At 64.8% G+C, this 19,353-nt stretch carries 17 protein-coding genes; 11 read left to right on the forward strand and 6 right to left on the reverse strand.

Annotated elements, in window-relative coordinates:
• Positions 1-448 precede the first annotated feature (448 nt).
• The 4 genes from C8N35_RS11010 to C8N35_RS11025 form a co-directional block, all read right to left on the reverse strand.
• On the reverse strand, positions 449-1,870 hold the full coding sequence (locus tag C8N35_RS11010) for a 4Fe-4S binding protein (RefSeq protein WP_245926758.1): 1,422 nt from the start codon (positions 1,868-1,870) through the stop codon (positions 449-451).
• Positions 1,867-2,721, reverse strand: coding sequence for an FTR1 family iron permease (locus C8N35_RS11015; RefSeq protein ID WP_107989745.1), 855 nt, complete (start codon positions 2,719-2,721; stop codon positions 1,867-1,869). The genes C8N35_RS11010 and C8N35_RS11015 overlap by 4 nt, the downstream gene beginning before the upstream one ends.
• A 37-nt stretch (positions 2,722-2,758) precedes the next feature.
• Positions 2,759-3,130, reverse strand: a complete 372-nt coding sequence (locus C8N35_RS11020; RefSeq protein ID WP_107989746.1) for a cupredoxin domain-containing protein — start codon at positions 3,128-3,130, stop codon at positions 2,759-2,761.
• Positions 3,131-3,207: 77 nt separating this feature from the next.
• The gene (locus C8N35_RS11025; protein WP_107989747.1) at positions 3,208-3,744 is read right to left on the reverse strand and encodes an iron transporter; all 537 of its coding nucleotides are present in this window, start codon (positions 3,742-3,744) and stop codon (positions 3,208-3,210) included.
• A 519-nt stretch (positions 3,745-4,263) separates the two neighbouring features.
• Between C8N35_RS11025 and C8N35_RS11030 the strand changes: the two genes are divergently transcribed.
• The 4 genes from C8N35_RS11030 (at position 4,264) to gltX (ending at position 9,498) form a co-directional block, all read left to right on the forward strand.
• Positions 4,264-5,097 (forward strand): DODA-type extradiol aromatic ring-opening family dioxygenase, encoded by an 834-nt coding sequence (locus tag C8N35_RS11030; RefSeq protein ID WP_107989748.1) that lies wholly within the window; start codon positions 4,264-4,266, stop codon positions 5,095-5,097.
• Between the two features lie 161 nt (positions 5,098-5,258).
• A complete protein-coding gene (locus C8N35_RS11035) occupies positions 5,259-5,825 on the forward strand; it encodes a response regulator (protein ID WP_146177381.1) in 567 nt (188 codons plus the stop codon).
• Positions 5,826-6,160: 335 nt separating this feature from the next.
• Positions 6,161-7,831, forward strand: coding sequence for an NAD+ synthase (locus tag C8N35_RS11040; RefSeq protein ID WP_107989750.1), 1,671 nt, complete (start codon positions 6,161-6,163; stop codon positions 7,829-7,831).
• 299 nt (positions 7,832-8,130) lie between these two features.
• On the forward strand, positions 8,131-9,498 hold the full coding sequence (gltX, locus tag C8N35_RS11045) for a glutamate--tRNA ligase (RefSeq protein ID WP_107989751.1): 1,368 nt from the start codon (positions 8,131-8,133) through the stop codon (positions 9,496-9,498).
• On the opposite strand, the gene C8N35_RS11050 is transcribed toward gltX, so the two are convergent.
• Positions 9,461-10,867, reverse strand: a complete 1,407-nt coding sequence (locus tag C8N35_RS11050; RefSeq protein ID WP_107989752.1) for a DUF2865 domain-containing protein — start codon at positions 10,865-10,867, stop codon at positions 9,461-9,463. The two genes, gltX and C8N35_RS11050, sit on opposite strands and share 38 nt — an antisense overlap.
• 258 nt (positions 10,868-11,125) lie before the next feature.
• Here C8N35_RS11050 and C8N35_RS11055 point away from each other — a divergent pair, with 258 nt between their 5' ends.
• The 6 genes from C8N35_RS11055 to C8N35_RS11080 all read left to right on the forward strand — a co-directional run bounded on the left by C8N35_RS11055 (position 11,126) and on the right by C8N35_RS11080 (position 17,113).
• Positions 11,126-12,139, forward strand: a complete 1,014-nt coding sequence (locus C8N35_RS11055; RefSeq protein WP_107989753.1) for a fumarylacetoacetate hydrolase family protein — start codon at positions 11,126-11,128, stop codon at positions 12,137-12,139.
• A 261-nt stretch (positions 12,140-12,400) separates the two neighbouring features.
• On the forward strand, positions 12,401-13,357 hold the full coding sequence (locus C8N35_RS11060) for an MBL fold metallo-hydrolase (RefSeq protein WP_107989754.1): 957 nt from the start codon (positions 12,401-12,403) through the stop codon (positions 13,355-13,357).
• Between the two features lie 389 nt (positions 13,358-13,746).
• Positions 13,747-15,375: an FAD-dependent oxidoreductase gene (locus C8N35_RS11065; protein ID WP_107989975.1), complete on the forward strand. Its 1,629-nt coding sequence runs from the start codon at positions 13,747-13,749 to the stop codon at positions 15,373-15,375.
• A 14-nt stretch (positions 15,376-15,389) separates the two neighbouring features.
• The gene (locus tag C8N35_RS11070) at positions 15,390-15,584 is read left to right on the forward strand and encodes a DUF2783 domain-containing protein (protein ID WP_107989755.1); all 195 of its coding nucleotides are present in this window, start codon (positions 15,390-15,392) and stop codon (positions 15,582-15,584) included.
• 296 nt (positions 15,585-15,880) lie between these two features.
• Positions 15,881-16,465: a hypothetical protein gene (locus C8N35_RS11075; RefSeq protein WP_107989756.1), complete on the forward strand. Its 585-nt coding sequence runs from the start codon at positions 15,881-15,883 to the stop codon at positions 16,463-16,465.
• A 156-nt stretch (positions 16,466-16,621) separates the two neighbouring features.
• On the forward strand, positions 16,622-17,113 hold the full coding sequence (locus C8N35_RS11080; protein WP_107989976.1) for a CreA family protein: 492 nt from the start codon (positions 16,622-16,624) through the stop codon (positions 17,111-17,113).
• Between the two features lie 50 nt (positions 17,114-17,163).
• Here the strand turns inward: C8N35_RS11080 and C8N35_RS11085 are convergent, their stop codons facing one another.
• Positions 17,164-17,475, reverse strand: a complete 312-nt coding sequence (locus C8N35_RS11085) for a hypothetical protein (RefSeq protein ID WP_107989757.1) — start codon at positions 17,473-17,475, stop codon at positions 17,164-17,166.
• Positions 17,476-17,759: 284 nt separating this feature from the next.
• Between C8N35_RS11085 and cysS the strand changes: the two genes are divergently transcribed.
• Positions 17,760-19,181: a cysteine--tRNA ligase gene (gene cysS / locus C8N35_RS11090; protein WP_107989758.1), complete on the forward strand. Its 1,422-nt coding sequence runs from the start codon at positions 17,760-17,762 to the stop codon at positions 19,179-19,181.
• The last annotated feature ends 172 nt before the right edge of the window (positions 19,182-19,353 follow it).

The following is a 19,353-nucleotide window of genomic DNA, read 5'->3' on the forward strand; positions in this document are numbered from 1 at the left end:
CCGGAATGGATTGAGATGAATGAGCGGCCCGTCATCCCCCGAGGATGGCGGGCCGTTTTCATGTGTGGGGGCCGTGCGCGAGGGCGGCCTCGTGGTAGATGCCTACGCCGCAGTTTGTTGCCGGTCTGCTGAAGCGGTTGCGGTCAATCACCTCTCCCATGGGGAGAGGTCGGCGCGCATGCGCCGGGTGAGGGGGGGAGATATCTCCGTATCCTCGGTAGCTCGACCCCCCTCACCCCGGCCCTCTCCCTATGGGAGAGGGGGCGGATACGGCATCTCTGTGCCGGTGTTCTTGACTGATACCAATCGGCCCGCCGCTCTTGCGAACGACGGGCCGTTTCGCGTCTGGGGGACAGGCGCTTTTGGCGGGCCGGGTCTCAAACCTCCGGGGTCCCTTGAAAAACCCCGGCAAGCCCGGCTGGCGAGGGGAACGGCGGATATGCGCCGTTCACCAGATCCAGAACAGGAACGACCACGCCGTGACGGGCGCGGCCATGGCCACCGCGAAGAGCGCGGTCGCAAGCGCGGTGCGGGCGGACGAGCCGCAGCGCGCGTGGAAGATGCGGGCCGCAAGCCAGAGCGACCACGCGAAGGTTCCTGCAATCGACAATGCGCGGATTTCCGACAGCCACGACAGCGAGAAGCCATCGGCGGTGATGATCGTCACCGTGGTGGAGAAGAGCCCCAGGATCAGCCCGCAGGCGGCCAGCGGAATGAGCGCGTGCGAGAGGTGATGAAAGCTCTTCGCGCTCCACCGCCCCGTGATGAGCACGCCGGCGGCAAGGCACGCGCCGATGATGGCGGAAATGGCGATGGCGACCGCGAAGACGTAGATCAGGAACACCGTCCCGTCGAGCACCGTCATCACGTCGCTCTGGGCGGGGTAGTTGGTCAGGATCCACCAGGGCATGCTCGTCTGAAGCGGCCAGATGATGCCGTGTTCGACCAACCAGGTGGCGAGGGCCTGCTTGATGGTGACGAAATACGGGCTCGACGACCACTGAAACGCGCCCGTCGCGATGCCCAGCATGCCGAAGATGACCAGAAGGCTGTCCCAATGGGTGGCGCTGCGGCCCGAGACCTCGACGATCTCGGCATTCGGCGAGCGCGCCTCCAGATTGACGGCATCGCGAAAGCCCGCGCATCGACCGCACATGTGGCAGCCCGATGCGCTTTCCATGGTGCGAACGGCCACCAGCGGCGCGCAGTTGAAGGGCTCGCGCGCGGGACTTTGGCTCCCGCACGCATCCCACGCGGTGCGATCCACCGCGTAATGGAAGGGGGCGAGCTTGGCGAGCAGGCCGAAGACGCCGGAAACCGGGCACAGGTAGCGGCACCACACGCGCTTGTCGTTGCCGTACATGTAGCCGATGCCGATCGCCGCCGCCGTGGAACCGCCCAGGATCAGCAGCGCGGGAAGAGGGTACTGGTAGACGGAAATCATCTGGCCGTAGAGCGTGGTGCACGCGAAGGCGACGAAGGGCCAGCCCGACCAGCGGATCCAGCGCGGCACCGAGCGCTTGCGGCCGTGCCGGCTGGCGAATTCGGACAAGGCGCCTTCCGGGCACATGGTGCCGCACCACAGCCGGCCGAACAGCACGATGGAGAGCAGCACGCCCGGCCACCAGATGCCCCAGAACACGAACTCGGCGAAGACTGTCAGATTGTTCCAGATATGGGCGGCGAGCGGTGGCAGCGGCAGCAGGGTGGGGACGATCAGCAGCGTCGCGTAGATGGCGACAATGCACCATTGCACGACGCGGATGAAACGCTGGTGGCGACGCAGCCAAAGCCCGACCGCGGCAAGCCGTGGCCGGGTTCTGGCCGGTCCGTCGAGGCCCATATCCCGGATGTAGATGGTGGTGCTCATTGGGTGGCCGCCGTCGCTGGTGCTGCCTCCCCGGCCTTGTTGACGCGCTTGGCCCGGGCGAACAGCAGCGCGACGCCGCCCCAGAAGACCACCCAGACCGTGACTGTCGCCGGGTCCGGCATGGCACGGTAGCCGGTGAGCGAGGCGACGATGCCGCCGAACCGGCTCATGTCGTCGAGGATGAACGACGTATCCCAGACCGGATCCATGTAGGGGATCAGTCCGAGCGAGGCGAGGTCGCCGATGCCGGTGGTGAACAGCGCGCAGGCGAGCAGCAACAGCATCGCCTCGGTCACCGAGAAGAACAGCCGCCAGGAAAGCACCCTGCCGCCGAGCTGCAGCACGCCGTAGGTGAGCAACGCCAGCGCGAAGCCGGCGGCCGACGCACCGACGACGGTCCAGGTGGAAACGGCCGGGCCTGCGGCGAACATGCCATAGAGAAAGACCACCGTTTCGCTGCCCTCGCGCGCGACGGCGATTGCCGCAAGGATCGTCACCGTCCACCAGCGCCCGCTCTCAGCCGCGCTTTCCACGCCCTGCTGCAGCTCACGCTTGAGTTGGCGGCCGTGTTTGCGCATCCAGAAGACCATCTGCACGATGAGCCCGGCGGCGATCAGTACCAGTGCCGCCTGGAAGTATTCGAGGCTTTCGCCCGACATGACGGCGGAGGCCTCGAGCAGGCCGTAGGCCAGCACGATCGCCACGGCGAGGCCCGCAAGGACCCCGCCCCAAAGATAGCGCCTGCCGGCGGAATAGGCCGCGTTGTGGGTGATCCAGGCATTCAGGATGCCGATCACCAGCAGCGCTTCGACGCTCTCGCGCCAGACGATGAACAATATCTGTGTGGTCATAGAGGCCGTACCTGCGTCATTGGGCTGATGACAATCGTCACTTGGCGATAATCACGCCGTTGGCGCTCTCCTGATCCATGTGGAATTCGTCGTAGAACTTGTAGGTGCCGGACGACAGGCGGCGGATGACCACGAAAGATGTCACGCCGGGGCCGAGCACCTTTTCCTTGCGAAGCCGGAGGCTTTCGAATTCGGCCGGCGTCGTGCCGGTGTTGCGCACGATGATCTTGAAGGTCGTGCCGGCTTCCACCTCAAGCGTCTGCGGTGTGATCACGCCGTCCTTCAGTTCCATGTCGTAAGTCTTCATCTCGTCGGCCGATGCCGGGACGACGCCTGGAACGGCAATGCCGATGAGGGCCGCGAGGAGTCCTGAAACGGCGGATCTGAGAAGGTGGAGCGAATGTGTCATGAGGTCTGCTGCCGGCGGGATTGGGGGAGGCCGGCACCTGTCGGGTGCCGGCCCTTGTCTGTGGAACAGGCGCTGGCTCAGTAGCCGCCCTTCTTGCCGACGCCGGAGAACACGAACTCGTACTCCGTCGTGAATGGCTCGAACCACGGGGCGACGCCGGTCTCCTTGTCGACGTGACGGCCGAACTCCTTGCCCGGCGCGGCGATCTTGAAGGTGAGCTTGTATTTGCCCGGGCCCATGAGCTTGATGTTGTCGCCGTAGTGCGGACCGTCATTGGCGACCATCGGCATCAGCGGGCCGGACTGTGTCTCGCCGCTGTCTTCCTTGGTGAGCGTGTATTCGATGTTGAGATACGGCGCCCACTCGCCCTCGGCCAGACCGTTCTTGTTGTCTGCCAGCGCGTGGATGTCGGCTTCCAGGTGGACGTCGGACTCCGCCGCAGGGCGCATCATGCCGGCCGGCTCCATGACGATCGGCTGCAGGTAGACGGCGGCGACTTCCAAACCGCCGGCTTCCTGCGGCTCGCCGATCGGATATTCGATCGCCTGGGCGGGGACGGCAAACGCCATGGCCAGAAGTCCGGCACCGAAAATGCTGACACTCGTCCGATTCATCGTCTTGGATTCCTTGTTGCTCTTAAAAGTCGGCTGAGGCGGCCAGTCGGCCCGAAGGGGGAGGGCTGGCTGACCGTCACCAGGCGGTGGCGGACCGCGAAAGGCCGGGCCACGGGTTTCGGGTCATTGCGCGATGGATGGGACGGATCGCTGCGACGGCCCTTAACTTGAGACTAAGAAGCAAGTTTATCGGGCGGGATGCAAGGGGGGATACGGCAAAAATGTCGGAATGTCACATCACTCAGATTGGAATGAAGCAACGTGATAGAAAATTAGCCTTGGAAACATGAGAGGTTGCTATGTCTTTTATTATAATTCAAATGAGCAAATAAGTTGGGCAGAGCAGGCGCTATAGGCCAGTTTTATCGACTGGGGACCACTCTGGCCGGCGTTTTGGGTTGCCGGACGGGAGATATCCGGAACGAATATCGGGCATGTCGTGCACGCACTGTTCACCGCCCGCGACATTGACCGGCCCAGGGGGCGATGCGATCTCTCTGGCAAGTCAAGGAGGTCACCATGCCTTTCATTCATCCGCTTTTCGTATCGCACGGCTCGCCGATGCTGGTTCTCCAGAACACAGCCGCGCGGAATTTCCTCGCCGGTTATGCCGCATCCCAGCCGCGCCCCGATGCTATCGTCTCCGTGTCCGCCCATTTCGAAGCGGACGCGCCGACAATCGTCTCAGATCCCGCGCCGGACATGATCTATGACATGTACGGTTTCCCGCGCGAACTTTACGAGATCGTCTACCCTGCGAAGGGGGATCCGGCGCTGGCCGAACGCGTCGCCGGCCTGGTCGAAAAGGCCGGTCTTGCACCGCGTCTTGCACCGCGCCGCGGCTTCGATCACGGCACCTGGGTGCCGCTGAAGCTGCTCTACCCGCAGGCTGACATCCCTGTCGTGCAGGTCTCCGTCCAGCCGGACAAAGGCGCGGCGCATCATCTGGCGCTCGGGCGGGCGCTGGAGCCTCTGACGCGCGAGAACGTGCTCGTGATCGGCTCCGGCTCGCTGACCCACAACCTTCATGAGCTGCGCGCTCCCGGTGGCGGCATGCGCGCGATCGATGAAACCGAGCCGCAATGGGTGAAGGAATTCGCCGATTGGGTGGGCACCAGGATCGAGGAGGGGGCGGTTGAGGATCTGGTCGACTACCGCCGTCGCGCACCTTTCGGAGCCGAGAACCACCCGAGCGAGGAACACTATCTCCCGCTGCTGGTGGCGATGGGGGCGGCGATTGGGGCGACGGGTGAAGATCCGCAAGGCCGGCTTGTCCACACCAGCGCCGAATACGGCATCCTGAGAATGGATGCCTTCCAGTTCGCCGGCGCCGCCTCCGCCATGGCGGCATAAGGGGTAAAACTGAGCTTTGATGACGCCGGCCGCTTTCAACGAAGACGCAAGGCGGCCGGCGTCGTCATGTCCGCACGAACACGGATCCTGCCCGGATTAACGCGATCGCAACGCCATACGGGGCATAACCGCATGACGATTGTGTCAGGATACGCGTTGGAGTGAGGCGCACCATGCGCTGCGGGATCGATCTCGCCGGACTGAGCTTTCTCGTTGTCGACGACAGCGAATTCATGCGCAATGCCATCCGCACCGTGTTGTGCGAGCTCGGCAGCGCACGGGTGGCGGAGGCGGCTGACGGCACGCAGGCCTTCGAACAGATCGCCTGGGAAGAGCCGGACATCATCATCTGCGACTGGCTGATGCAGCCGATGGGAGGCGAGGATTTCATGCGCAGCTTGCGCGCCGATCCGACCTCGCCGATCTCCATGCTTCCGGTCATCATGCTGACGTCGTTTTCCGGCCGCGACCACGCGCTGACCGCAGCCCGCTTGGGCGTCAACGAATTCATCGAGAAGCCACTGACGCCGGGCGCGCTTGCCCGCCGCATCGAGCGCATCGTCACCGAGGACCGGCCGTTCATCCGCGTTCCGGGATATTTCGGCCCGCTTCCCCGCGCCGCCGGCATCGACGGGGCGAAGCTGCGGGCGATTGCGGAACGCCAGCGCCGCGAGCGCGAGGCGGAAGCCGAGGCCATGCGGCTGCAGGACACCTCGCGCGCGGCGTGAGGCGAATGTAGCTCCGAGCGCCAACCTCTTGCTCCCTTCTCCCCCCTTGCGGGGGAGAAGTCGGCCAAAGGTCGACAGAGGGGGGTAAAGCGGCACACTCGGAACAAGCGGCCTTACCCCCCTCTGTCACGCATAGGCGTGACATCTCCCCCGCAAGGGGGAGAGGGGCGCAAGTCGAGAGACCCGGTAGAGCGTTCGGCGCGTTCGAATTTTCCAGTCCTTTGCACGCTTTCCCGTCCGCCCCTCTGGCCTTTTCGGCCTCAGGCGTCTATCTCGCTTGTTGAACAATTCGTTTCCGCCGATACCGTTTTCGACGACTGGGCCGAACCGCCATCATGACCGCAATCACCGATACACTGCGCCTCGCTCTCGTCCAGTTGAACCCGACGCTGGGCGATCTCGCTGGCAATGCCGAGAAGCTGCGCGCCGCGCGCGCGACGGCGGCCGGGCAGGGCGCTGATCTTCTCATCACCTCCGAACTGTTCATTTCCGGCTATCCGCCGGAGGATCTCGTTTTGAAGCCGGCCTTCGTGCGCGCCTGCCGCCGCCATGTGGAGGATCTGGCGAAGGAAACCGCTGACGGCGGGCCGGCCGTGCTCATCGGCGCCCCCTGGATGATCGACGACAAGCTCCACAACGTCGTCTGCCTGCTCGACGGCGGCGAAGTGCAGGCGGTGCGCGCCAAGGTCGATCTGCCCAATTACGGCCCCTTCGATGAAAAGCGGGTGTTCACACCCGGACCGCTGCCCGGGCCGATCGATTTCCGGGGGCTGCGTATCGGCGTGCCGATCTGCGAGGACACCTGGAACGACGAGGTCTGCGAATGCCTTGCGGAGACGGGAGCGGAGATCCTGCTCGTGCCCAACGGCTCGCCCTACTGGGCCGACAAGATCGAGGAACGCATCCAGGTGATGGTCGCCCGCGTGGTGGAAAGCGGGTTGCCGCTCGTCTACGTAAACCAGGTCGGCGGACAGGACGAACTCATCTTCGACGGCGCCTCCTTCGCGCTTGAGGCCGATCGAACGCTGTCGATCCAGATGCCGCAGTTTCAAGAAGACATCGCGACCTTCACATGGAAGCGCGAGGGCGACACCTGGAAATGCGTCGACGGCACGAGGCTGCCGGCGCCGGGACTGGCTGAAGCGCAGTGGCGCGCCTGCGTCATGGGGCTTCGCGACTACGTGATGAAGAACGGCTTTCCCGGTGTGATCCTCGGGCTTTCCGGCGGCATCGATTCCGCGATCTGCGCGGCGATGGCGGTGGATGCGCTGGGCGCCGACAAGGTGCGCTGCGTGATGCTGCCCTATCACTACACCGCGAGCGAAAGCCTGGAGGACGCGGCAGCCTGCGCGAAGGCGCTGGGCGTCGCCTACGACGTGGTGCCGATCGAGCCGGCCGTCTCCGGTTTCGAGGCGGTGCTGAAGCCGCTCTTCGACGGTCTTGCCTCCAATGTCGCGGAGGAAAACGTCCAGGCGCGCACGCGCGGCGTCATCCTGATGGCGATCTCCAACAAGTTCGGCCCGATGCTGGTGACGACCGGCAACAAGTCGGAGATGTCGGTCGGCTATGCCACGCTCTACGGCGACATGAACGGCGGCTTCAACCCGATCAAGGACATCTACAAGACCGAGGTCTTCAAGCTGGCGGCCTGGCGCAACACCCACCGCCCGGCGGATGCGCTGGGGCCCGAAGGCGAGGTGATCCCTGAGCGCATCATCACCAAGCCGCCGTCGGCCGAGCTTCGGCCCGACCAGACCGACCAGGATTCGCTGCCGCCCTACGACGTGCTGGACGACATTCTGGAATGCCTCGTGGAGCGGGAAATGAGCGTGTCGCAGATCGAGGAACGCGGCCACGATGCGGCGCTGATCAACCGGATCCAGAACCTTCTCTACGTCGCCGAATACAAGCGCCGACAAGCCCCGCCGGGCGTGAAGGTCACAAGCCGCAACTTCGGCCGCGACCGGCGCTACCCGATCACCAACCGGTTCCGCGACAAGCGGTAGGGGGCGTCTTCGGAGCCGGCAATGACGGGGAGGACGTGGTGAGGAATGGCGCTATGTCGTTATCCGGCCAGCCTCTGAGAAGGCCGAATGCATGCCCCTCTCCAAGGATAAGCGACGACGCCTGATCCCGATCACGGATCCTGCCCATGGGGGCCGCAATATCGCCTCCGGCACCTCGCGTGTTTGCATCGGCGGTGATCGATAGTAGAAGCTGAATTCATAGGCAGGATCCGTTTGCAAGGTGCGCGCCATCAGACGCGCTCACGGATTTCTGCAAGCAAAGGCAAGCAGCAAAGAGCATGACTGCAACCGTCCGTTTCGCACCCTCGCCCACAGGACAGATCCATATCGGCAACGCGCGCACGGCGCTGTTCAATGCGCTGTTCGCCCGGCAACGGAGCGGGTCCTTCGTGCTGCGGCTGGACGACACCGACGTGGCGCGCTCGCGCGAGGAATATGCCCTGGGCATCATCCGCGATCTCGAATGGCTCGGCATCGCGCCCGATCGCATCGAGCGTCAGTCGACGCGTTTCGCGTTCTATGACGAGGCAGCGGAAAAGCTGAAACAGGCGGGGCTTCTCTATCCCTGCTTCGAGACGCCCGAGGAACTCGACCGTCGGCGCAAGCGGCGGCGTGCCCGCGGCCTGCCGCCGATTTACGACCGCTCCGCACTGAAGCTGAGCGATGAGCAAAAGGCCGCTCTGGAAGCGGAAGGGCGCAAGCCGCACTGGCGATTCCTGCTGCCCAATTTCGAGAGCGATCCCTTCAAAACCCGTCGTTCCGAAATTACCTGGTCCGATCTGTGCCGGGGCGAGCAGAGTGTCGATCTCGCATCGCTGTCCGACCCGGTGCTGCTGCGCGAGGACGGCACCTACCTCTACACGCTGCCCTCCATTGTCGATGACATCGATTTCGCCATGACCCATGTCATCCGCGGCGAGGACCATGTCGCCAACACCGCGGTGCAGATCGCGATCTTCCACGCGCTGGGCGCCACACCGCCTGTCTTCGGCCATCACAACCTGCTGACGACGGCCTCCGGCGAAGGGCTTTCCAAGCGCTCCGGCGCCCTGTCGATCTCGGCACTGCGCGAGGCGGGTTACGAGCCGATGACGGTGGCGAGCCTCGCGGTGCTGATCGGAAGCTCCGATGCGGTGGAGCCGATGGCCAGTCTCGACGCGCTGACGGCGCAGTTCGATCTCGCCCACGTCTCGCGGGCGCCCGCCCGCTTCGATCCCGCCGACCTCGACGCGCTGAACGCCCGTCTGCTGCGCGAGATGCCGGCGGACAGGATCGCCGGCCGGCTCATCGAAATGGGTGTGCCGGCGGACAAGGTTTCCGCCCTGTGGGACACGGTTTCGGGAAACATCGAAAAGGTCTCGGACGTGGAAGGCTGGTGGCGGATTGTCTCGAGCCAGATCGAACCGGACATCGCGGCGGAAGACCGCGAATTCCTCGAAGAGGCCGCGCGGCATCTGCCAGAGGAGCCGTGGGACGGGGAAACCTGGAAGTCCTGGACAGGCGCGCTCAAGGCCGCCACGGGCCGCAAGGGCAAGGGCCTTTTCATGCCGCTTCGAAAGGCGCTGACGGGGCTTGAGCACGGGCCGGAGCTTGCCCGTCTGCTGCCGCTTATTGGGCGACGAAATACTTTGGACCGACTCGTCTGACGCGGCTGGGCTCGCGCGGCTCTTCGCGTGTGCCGGGCGCGGTGCCGTCGCCGGGAGACGCGGTTTCGACATCCGCGGTCTTCGGCGTCGTGACTTTCGCGAGGCGAGGCACGTAGCTGCCACGCTGGTTCGCGATCGTGTCGGGATCCTCGTCGGCGGAGAGTTTCGGCAGCGGCGTGACGTCAGTGACGAGATTCTCGTTCGGCGCGCCGCGATAGCCGCTCCACGGATCGTCGGCATCCCATGGATCGCCGGAATATTGCGGGTCGTTCATGTCCCAGGTGGTTGTATCGGTCCAGCCGGAGCCCGCGTCCCAGTCGTTCGCGGCATCGTCGCCGGAGGAATTGAGCACCTTGCCCTTGCCCTCTCCGGTCAGGGGCGTCATGTCGCCGTCATAGGCGTTGCCAAGCCCCGCAACCGACATGTTCTTCGATTTGCAGGTGCAATCCGCGTCATACTCGGTGCGATAGCGGAAGGCGTTTTCCATGTCCGTGTAGGGCGTGCCGTAGACGGACACCATGTCGGAGGGGTCTTGTCCGGGGTTTCGATAGACGTAAAGCTCCGCGTCCGTGCCCGGGCACATGGCCTGACACTGATCGGCATCATGGGCGAACTGCTCCTCGGTCGTGGAAAACGAGATCGGGAAGAAGAAGCCGTCGCAACGCCGCACGCACAGGGTGCGATAGGTGCCGCCGCCCTGGCTGCGATCCTCGTAGGGCGTGTAGGGATCGCGTTCGTCCTGATAGCGCCGTCCGCCTCCAAACAGCATGCCGAAGAGCCCGCCCTCGCGTTCGCGCGGCGCGGCGCCGCGTTCGTCAATGACGCCATTGCGATTGGGGCGAGCTGTGCCGCGTTGGCCACCATAGACGGAAGGGTCTTGCGGATAGCGGGAATTCGGCGCTCGCGAGGAGGCGCTGTAATCGGGCGCGTTGCAGCGAAGGCTCGCGAGTTGCGAGCGCAGCGTGGCGATGCGTTGGGCGATCTTGCCGCCGTTGCTCCGCCGCATGGCGATGGAACGGTTGCGCGACAGCCGCGCCATGCGGGCGTGTGTGTCGGCGATATCGCGCTCGATGCCGTTGCATATGCGCGGGTCGGGCGAGGAGAACAGGAACCCGCCGCCGTTGCAATGGGCGCGCCGGTAGCGTCGTTCCAGCCCGTCGAGCTGGCCGGCGGCATCCTGAAGCGCGCGGTCCCACTGCTGAACCTCGGCCCCGCCGCGCCGATCGTCATCCAGGCTGGCGACGCGTGCGAGTTCGTCTTCGAGCGCATAGCAGCGCCGGTCACGCGCCTCCGCGCTGCCACAAAGCCCGCTTGTCACCATGATGGCGAGGCCAAACGCGGTCAGCACTGGCGAGCAACGAAAACGCATGCACTGTCACCGGTACTTGCGCTGCCGGTGCCCCGAATTTCCTGAAAGCTTCACACAGCCGCAATCTAGCGGAGAGGCGCGCCAGGGGAAACCGTGTCGTGATCGGAAGGGAACGGCGGAAGTTGCTCCCCCCGTTCCTCGCCGCGTCCTCTGGCCGCGTCGGGCAAGCGAAGGCGAGACGGTTGCATTTTCACGGTCTAGTCTCAGATATCCTTGGCACCTTTCGCAAGAGTGCCGAAAAATGGTGAGGAGAAATTCATGAAGCTCGCAACGCTGCGCGACGGCACGCGCGACGGACAGTTGGTCGTCGTCTCCCGAGATCTTTCCCGCTACACGCCCGCGGGCACGGTCGCCGGCACGATGCAGCAGGCGCTGGACAACTGGACGCAAGCGGAGAAGGGCTTGCGGGATCTGTCCATGCGGCTCGACATCGACCAGATCCCGGGCGAGCCCTTCGACGAGACGCAATGCCTGTCGCCGCTGCCGCGCGCCTACCAGTGGGCGGATGGCTCGGCCTATGTCAATCACGTGGAACTGGTGCGCAAGTCGCGCGGCGCGGAGATGCCGTCAAGCTTCTGGACCAATCCGCTGATGTATCAGGGCGGCTCGGACACCTTCATCGCGCCGCGCAATCCGATCCGTCTGGCGGACGAGGCCTGGGGCATCGATTTCGAGGCGGAGATCGCAGTTGTTACCGACGACGTGCCGATGGGCATCGCGCCCGAGCAGGCCGGCCACCACATCAAGCTCTTGATGCTGGTCAACGACGTCTCGCTCAGGAACCTCATCCCCGGCGAACTCGGCAAGGGCTTCGGCTTCTTCCAGTCCAAGCCGTCTTCGGCATTCGGCCCCGTCGCGGTGACGCCGGACGAGCTGGGCGAGGCCTGGACCGGCGGCACGATCGCGCTGCCGATGCTGGTCGAATACAACGGCAAGGCTTTCGGCAAGGCGCGCTGCGACACCGACATGACCTTCGATCTGCCACGCCTCATTTCCCATGCGGCGAAGACGCGACCGCTGGGGGCCGGCTGCGTCATCGGTTCGGGTACCATTTCCAACAAGCTCGACGGCGGGCCGGGCAAGATGATCGGCGAGGGCGGCGTCGGCTATGCCTGCATCGCGGAACAGCGCATGGTGGAGACGATCGTCGAGGGCGCGGCGAAAACCCCCTTCATGAGCTTCGGCGATCGCGTGCGCATCGAGATGAAGGACGCCGACGGACGTTCGGTCTTCGGCGCGATCGATCAGGTGGTGGAGCAGTACGAGGGGTAGGGGCCCGGCTCTCTGCTTGTCGTCGTCATTGCCCGGCGCAGTCCGGGCAATCCACAGGCGAGCCGCGCGTGCTGCCGACTAAAATGGATCACCCCCGGACAAAGCCGGGTGATGACGGCGGAGAAGGCGGTGTAAAGGGATCCATCTCGACGGATGGGGTCCGAGCCGTGATGCCCACCCGTTGCGGCCCCTCGTTGACGGTTACAAATTCATGGCCGATCAGAAGTGCCAAACGCGCATTCGGCCAATTGGGAGAAAGCCATGAGCAAGCAATTCGCATCCGCCGGCGACATGGAGGAGAAGGTTGTCTCCTTCTCCGAGATTGGCGCCGGCTGCTACGCCTTCACCGCGCAAGGCGATCCCAACACCGGCATCATCGTCGGTGACGAGAGCGTCATGGTGATCGACACGCAGGCGACGCCCGCCATGGCGCAAAAAGTGATCGAGTACATCCGCACCGTCACCGACAAGCCGATCAAGCATGTGGTGCTGTCGCATTATCACGCGGTGCGCGTGCTCGGCGCCTCGGCCTATGGCGCCAGCGAGATCATTTCCTCCGATCTCACCTACCGCTTGATCGTGGAGCGCGGTCAGCAGGACTGGGACAGCGAGCAGGGACGCTTTCCCCGGCTCTTCCAGGGCGCGGATTCCATTCCCGGCCTCACCTGGCCGACGCTCACCTTCGGCTCGTCGATGACCGTCTGGCTCGGCAAGCGCGAAGTGAAGATCATGCATCTGGGCCGTGGCCACACCATGGGCGATATTGTCGTGTGGGTGCCAGACGCGGGCGTGATGTTCTCCGGCGATCTGGTGGAGTATCATTCCGCCTGCTATTGCGGCGATGCCCATTTCGCCGACTGGCCCAAGACGCTCGACCGTCTGGCCGCCTTCGAGCCCAGGGCCGTTGTGCCGGGGCGCGGCGATGCGCTGACCTCGCCGCAGATGGTCGCCGATGGCATCGCGCTGACGCGGGATTTCCTGACGACGCTCTACACCTCGGTCTCGGCGTCGGTCGCAGAGGGGCGCAGCCTGAAGGAGGCGTTCGATGCGGCGCGCACCGCGATGGACCCGAAATTCGGCTCCTTCGCCATCCACGAGCATTGCCTGCCCTTCAACGTCGCGCGCGCCTATGACGAGGCAAAGGGCCTCGACCATCCGCAGATCTGGACCGCCGAGCGCGACCGCGAGATGTGGGCTTCGTTGCAGCACGGCGAATAGGGGGCGAGGGGCGGCATGGCGGGAGTGCGGCGCGCCGAGGTCGTCCTTGCTGCAACGGCACTCTCGGTGTCATCCCGGGCGTGGTGCAGCGTGAAACGCTGCTCCGCAGACCCGGGATCTCGCTCCGCAGTCGCCGGGGCCGGGTTCTTGGTGAACATGGTGCCTCGGCCCCGGATCTGCGATGTGGCACTGCGCGCCGCATCGCAGATCCGGGGTGACGCTGGGGGGCTTTTTCAGAGCGCGTACATCATCCCCGCCGTTGGGAGGCGGCCGGGATGATCTGGCTCAAAGTCGGAAAACTGCCGTAACGTTATAAATGGTGCGGCGCGAAGTTTTGGGAGGAAATCATGGCAGCACCCGGAGCCACGGGTTCGGCTGCGCCTGCCGGCATGGGCGCCGGTGCGCGCAAGGCGCTCTACCAGTTCGGATATGCGCGCTCAATCGATCAGGACGTATTCGCCGCAACCGGTGCCCCGGCCCGCCACGCGGTCGTCGTGGTGGGCGCCGGGCCGGTGGGCATGACGGTCGCAATCGATCTGGCCATGCGCGGCAACGAGGTGGTGATCCTCGACGATGCCGACCGCATCGGCGAAGGCTCGCGCGCCATCTGCTTTGCCCAGCGCACGCTGGAGATCTGGGACCGGCTCGGCGTCGCCCGGCCGATGGTCGACAAGGGCGTCACCTGGCAGGTCGGCAAGAACTTCCTGCACGACGATCTCGTCTACCAGTTCGACCTCTTGCCCGAGGACGGCCACAAGATGCCGGCCTTCATCAACCTGCAGCAATATTACGCCGAGCTTTATCTGGTGGAGCGGATCGCGGAACTGCCGGGCGTTGACCTGCGCTGGCGCAACAAGGTAACCGCGATCGACAACCGGCCCGATGGCGTCCGCCTTACCGTCGAGACCCCCGAAGGGGCATACGACATCGACGCGGACTGGCTGATCGCCTGCGACGGCGCCAAGTCCCCCGTGCGCGACATGCTGGGGCTGGAATTCCGCGGCGAGGTCTTCGACGACCGGTTTCTCATCGCCGACGTGAAGATGACGGCCGATTTTCCGGCCGAGCGCTGGTTCTGGTTCGATCCGCCGTTCCATGCCGGTCAGTCGGCGCTGCTGCACAAGCAGCCCGACGATGTCTGGCGCATCGACCTGCAACTGGGTCCCGAGGCGGATCCGGAGGTCGAGCAGAAGCCGGAGAACGTCGTTCCGCGCATCGAGCGCATGCTGGGGCACCGCAATTTCGAGCTGGAATGGGTCTCGCTCTATTCCTTCCAGTGCCGCCGCATCGACCGGTTCGTGCACGGTCACGTGGTGTTCTGCGGCGACAGCGCGCACCAGGTCTCGCCGTTCGGCGCACGCGGCGCGAATTCCGGCGTGCAGGATGCGGAGAACCTCGTCTGGAAGCTCGATCTCGTCCTGAAGGGGGAGGCCGACGCGGCGCTGATGGAGAGCTACGATGCCGAACGGTCATTTGCGGCGGACGAGAACATCGGCCATTCCACGCGTTCCACCGATTTCATCGCGCCCAAGACGCCGATGGAGCGCACCTTGCGCAACGCCGTGCTCAACCTCGCCTCGCGCACGCAATTCGCCCGCAAGATGGTGAATTCGGGTCGCCTGTCGATGCCCGCCACCTATCCGGCCGATCTCGCGACGGCCGATGCGGAGCCGTTCTCCGGCTCCGCCAGGCTTGGCGCGCCGGTGCCCGATGCGCCGCTCAGAAAAGCCGATGGCAGCGACACTTGGCTGCTTGACGAACTGGCGGACGGCTTCACGGTGCTGCATGTGGCCAACGGCACGGCTCCCAACGCGGTCGACGGCGCGGACCTGCGCATCATCGGCGGCGAGATCTTCGACGAGACAGGCCAGTTCCGCCGCCGCTTCGACGCGACGCCGGGGGCGACCTACGTCATTCGCCCCGACCAGCATCTCGCCGCACGCTTCCGCCATTTCGAGGCACAGAAGGTGGCCGACGCGATCGCCCGGGCCAAGGGCCGCGTACCGGTCACCGTATGACAGGAGATCCCGCCATGACAGATCTCATCACCACCACCCAGCTTGCCGACCCGGATGCGGCCTACAACATGCTGGTCGATGCCCATCGCGATCTGAGCGAGACACAAAGCGCCGATCTCAACGCCCGTCTCGTGTTGCTGCTCGCCAATCATGTCGGCGATATCTGCGTGCTGGAACAGGCCGTCGCGCTTGCGAAGACGGAGCTTTGAGGGGGGGGCGGGCACGGCTTTGGGCTTGGTTGGGATCGGAGGATTGGTCGGGAGCCGGTGCTTGCACCCCTCTCCCCCGTGTGGGGGAGATGTCACGCCTTCGCGTGACAGAGGGGGGTAATGCCGCTTGCTCCGAACACGCCGCCTCACCCCCCTCTGTCGGCTACGCCGACATCTCCCCCACAAGGGGGGAGAGGGGTGCAAGTGGCAGGCGCTCGGTGAACCGTTGCGAAGATGGCTGGGAGTTCGCGCGATTTCAATTGAAAACACTTCTCCGGCTTGGCACAGGTTGTGTCATGACCCGACGCATGATTGCCCATATCGCCCTTGCCGGTCTCGCCCTGTCGCTGGTGATAGTCGCCGCGATATGGTTGGTCGTGTTGCCCGCGATGCTGCCTGCCGGCCAGCTTCCCTTCGATTTTTACAAGGGCTCGATGACCTTCGATCAGGCGCGCGACCTGATGCTGGCGCTGGGCGAACGCGGACGCTCCCTTTACCGATATGTGCTGATACCGCTCGATATGGTGTTGGTCGTGGCCTATGGCGCCGGCATCGGTTGCGCGATCGTGTGGCTGCGCGGCATTCCCGATACCTGGGGACAGCATCCAAGCCCTTACGAAATGCGCCGCCGCCAGCCGGCCGGCCGGCGCATCCGCTCCGCGGTCGGCTCGGTCTTCCTTGTCGCTCCATTCCTTGCCGCCGCATTCGATTTCTGGGAGAACATTCTGGTCTTCCGCATGCTGGGGCAGGGCGATGGCCTGTCCATCCGGTTGCTGGAGGAACTGAACCGCACGTCCGGCTACAAGTGGGCCTTTCTGGCGTTGTCAGTTGTCGCCCTGTTTTTCGCCATGCTCGGGTTCGCGATGCGGCGAAAGCGTTGAACGAGGCGCAAGCACTCGTAAAGTGCCGCCACGGCGCCTACATGAGCGACACTCCGGGCAGGAACGCCCAGAGAAATCTCGATGAGAGGATGGACAATGCGCAAGGCTTTTCGCGCGCTGATCGCGCCTACGATAACAGCAATCGCGGCGGTGGCCATGGTGGCGGGAATATCGATGGTTGCGGGCACGGGGGCCCGGGCGGCGGACGAGCCGGAGCTGATCTTCAAGCGCTCCACCGTGTGGAAGTTCCTGACCCCCGACCACAAGCTTGCCACCTACGCGGTCGATGACCCGCTCGTGGAAGGCGTTGCCTGTCACTTCACGGTGCCGGAAAAGGGCGGCATTTCGGGCTGGCTCGGCGTGGCGGAGGAAGTTTCCGACATTTCGCTCGCCTGCCGACAGGTGGGGCCCATTTCGTTCAAGGGAAAATTCGAGCAGGGCGAGGAAATGTTCCGCCAGCGCCGCTCGCTGTTCTTCAAGAAGATGCGGATCGTGCGCGGCTGCGACGCCAGGCGAAACGTGCTGGTCTACGTCGTTTATTCCGACAAGCTGGTGGAGGGATCGCCGAAGAATTCCACCTCCACCGTGCCGATCATGCCCTGGGGCGACCAGATGCCGGCGAAATGCGGCGACTATCTGGACGACTGACATGCGCCGGCCTGAACGTCGCCTTCCTGTCTCGTTTCCGGGGCCACACCTTAGCGCGGCGGTGCGAACGACCAGGGCGACAGATCGTGAAAGATGCCGGGATTGTTGTTCCCGGCCACCGCCACCAGCGCGGCGACAGGCGCGGCCAGCATCAATCCGATGACGATCCCGGCGAGGATGGCCTTCACCTTCTCGCCCATGGTCATTTCCCCGCGGCCGAACCTGTCGCCGGGGCGCACGCTGGCGCGAATGCTGGAACCGAGGTCGGGCCGCATCCGTGGCCGACTGGAAAGACGGTGCGGGCGGGGGTGCGTTGTCCCGTGAACGCCGCTCGCATCGCCCATGATCATGAATTTCGACATTTCCGGTACTCACGACTGTTTCCGAATGTATCGATGGTGGCCGACATGGCCTGAATGCGTCATTAGGGCACCGTTCAGTGACCGTTCATCCCGATCGTTCGACTTGACCCGGCCGCCGATGCGCCTTACACCGCTTGGCAATGAACACGGTCAACATCATTCGCATTAGCGACGAGATCATTTGCGGCTAGCGACAACGCTGGCTGTGGCCGTTTCCTCCTGCCCGAAATCGCATGACGAACGCCCCGGCTAGCGCCCCGCTAGCGCCGTTGAACGGGGTGCCCATGGACCTGATTATTTACAATACGCTTACGCGCGTTAAGGAAGCCTTCACGCCAATCGATGCGGCGAACGTGCGCATGTATGTCTGTGGGCCGACGGTCTATGACTACGCGCATATCGGTAACGCGCGTCCTGTCGTTGTCTTCGACACGCTGTTTCGTCTGCTGCGCTACCTCTACGGCACGGATCACGTCACCTATGTGCGCAACATCACCGACGTTGATGACAAGATCAACGCACGCGCGGAAGCGGAGCGCCGCACCATCCGCGAGGTGACGGAGACGACGGCTGCCCAGTATCACGCCGACATGGCCGCGCTCGGCGCGCTGCTGCCCACAGTGGAGCCGCGCGCGACCGAGCACATCGAGGAGATGAAGGCGCTGATCGAGCGGCTCGTCGCCAACGGCTTCGCCTACGTGGCCGAAGGGCATGTGCTGTTCGAGGTTGGCAAGATGGCCGACTACGGTAAGCTTTCCGGCCGCTCGCTGGAGGACATGGTGGCCGGCGCCCGCGTCGAGATCGCGCCCTACAAGAAGGACCCGATGGACTTCGTTCTGTGGAAGCCGTCGAAGCAGGGCGAGCCCTCCTGGCCGAGCCCCTGCGGCATCGAGACCGACGGGCGTCCCGGCTGGCACATCGAGTGCTCGGCCATGGCCGGCAAGCATCTGGGCGAGGTCTTCGACATCCATGGCGGCGGCATTGACCTGACGTTTCCCCACCACGAGAACGAGATCGCCCAGTCGTGCTGCGCCCATGGCACGGCGAGAATGGCGAACTACTGGATGCACAACGGCTTTCTGCAGGTGGAAGGCGAGAAGATGTCGAAATCGCTCGGCAACTTCATCACCGTTCACGAACTGCTGGAGAGCGACAAGGTCGGCGGGCGCACCTGGTCCGGCGCGGCCGTGCGGCTGACGCTGATGTCGGCCCACTACCGCCAGCCGCTCGACTTCACCCAGAAGGGGCTGGAGGAGGCGGTCAAGCTCATCGAACGCTGGGCGAAGCTCATTTCCGGCGTGACGCCGCATGAGGCGGGCGCGCCTCCAGCCGAGGTGGTCGAGGCCCTGTGCGAGGATCTGAACACCCCGAGCGCGATCGCCGCATTGCATGGCTTCGCGCGTGCCGCGCGCGCCGGCGATGCGGAGGCTGCGCAGAAGCTCGCCGATGCGGCGGCATTCCTCGGCCTGATGCCGGAGAACTGGCGCGACGCAGTTGCCCAGAGGGCCGAGGCAGCTGAAGCCGATCCGGAGTTCGCCGCACGCGTGGAGGCATTGATCGCCGCCCGTATTGCGGCTCGCACGGCCAAGAACTGGGCCGAATCCGACCGCATCCGCGATGAGCTCGTCGCCATGGGCGTGGTGCTGATGGACGGCAAGAACCCGCAGACGGGCGAACTGGAAACGAAGTGGGAGTTGGCGCGGTAGGGGGCGATGATCTGAAAGCTTGCCGCTTGTTCCCCTCTCCCCCCTTGTGGGGGAGATGCCCCGTCAGGGGCAGAGGGGGGTACTAGCGGCAGGCTTGGAGCAAGCGGCTTCCCCCCCCTCTGTCGGCTGGCGCCGACATCTCCCCCGCAAGGGGGGAGAGGGGAACAAGCGG

Origin of the sequence: Breoghania corrubedonensis (genome assembly GCF_003053845.1) — a bacterium.
Taxonomy (GTDB): domain Bacteria; phylum Pseudomonadota; class Alphaproteobacteria; order Rhizobiales; family Stappiaceae; genus Breoghania; species Breoghania corrubedonensis.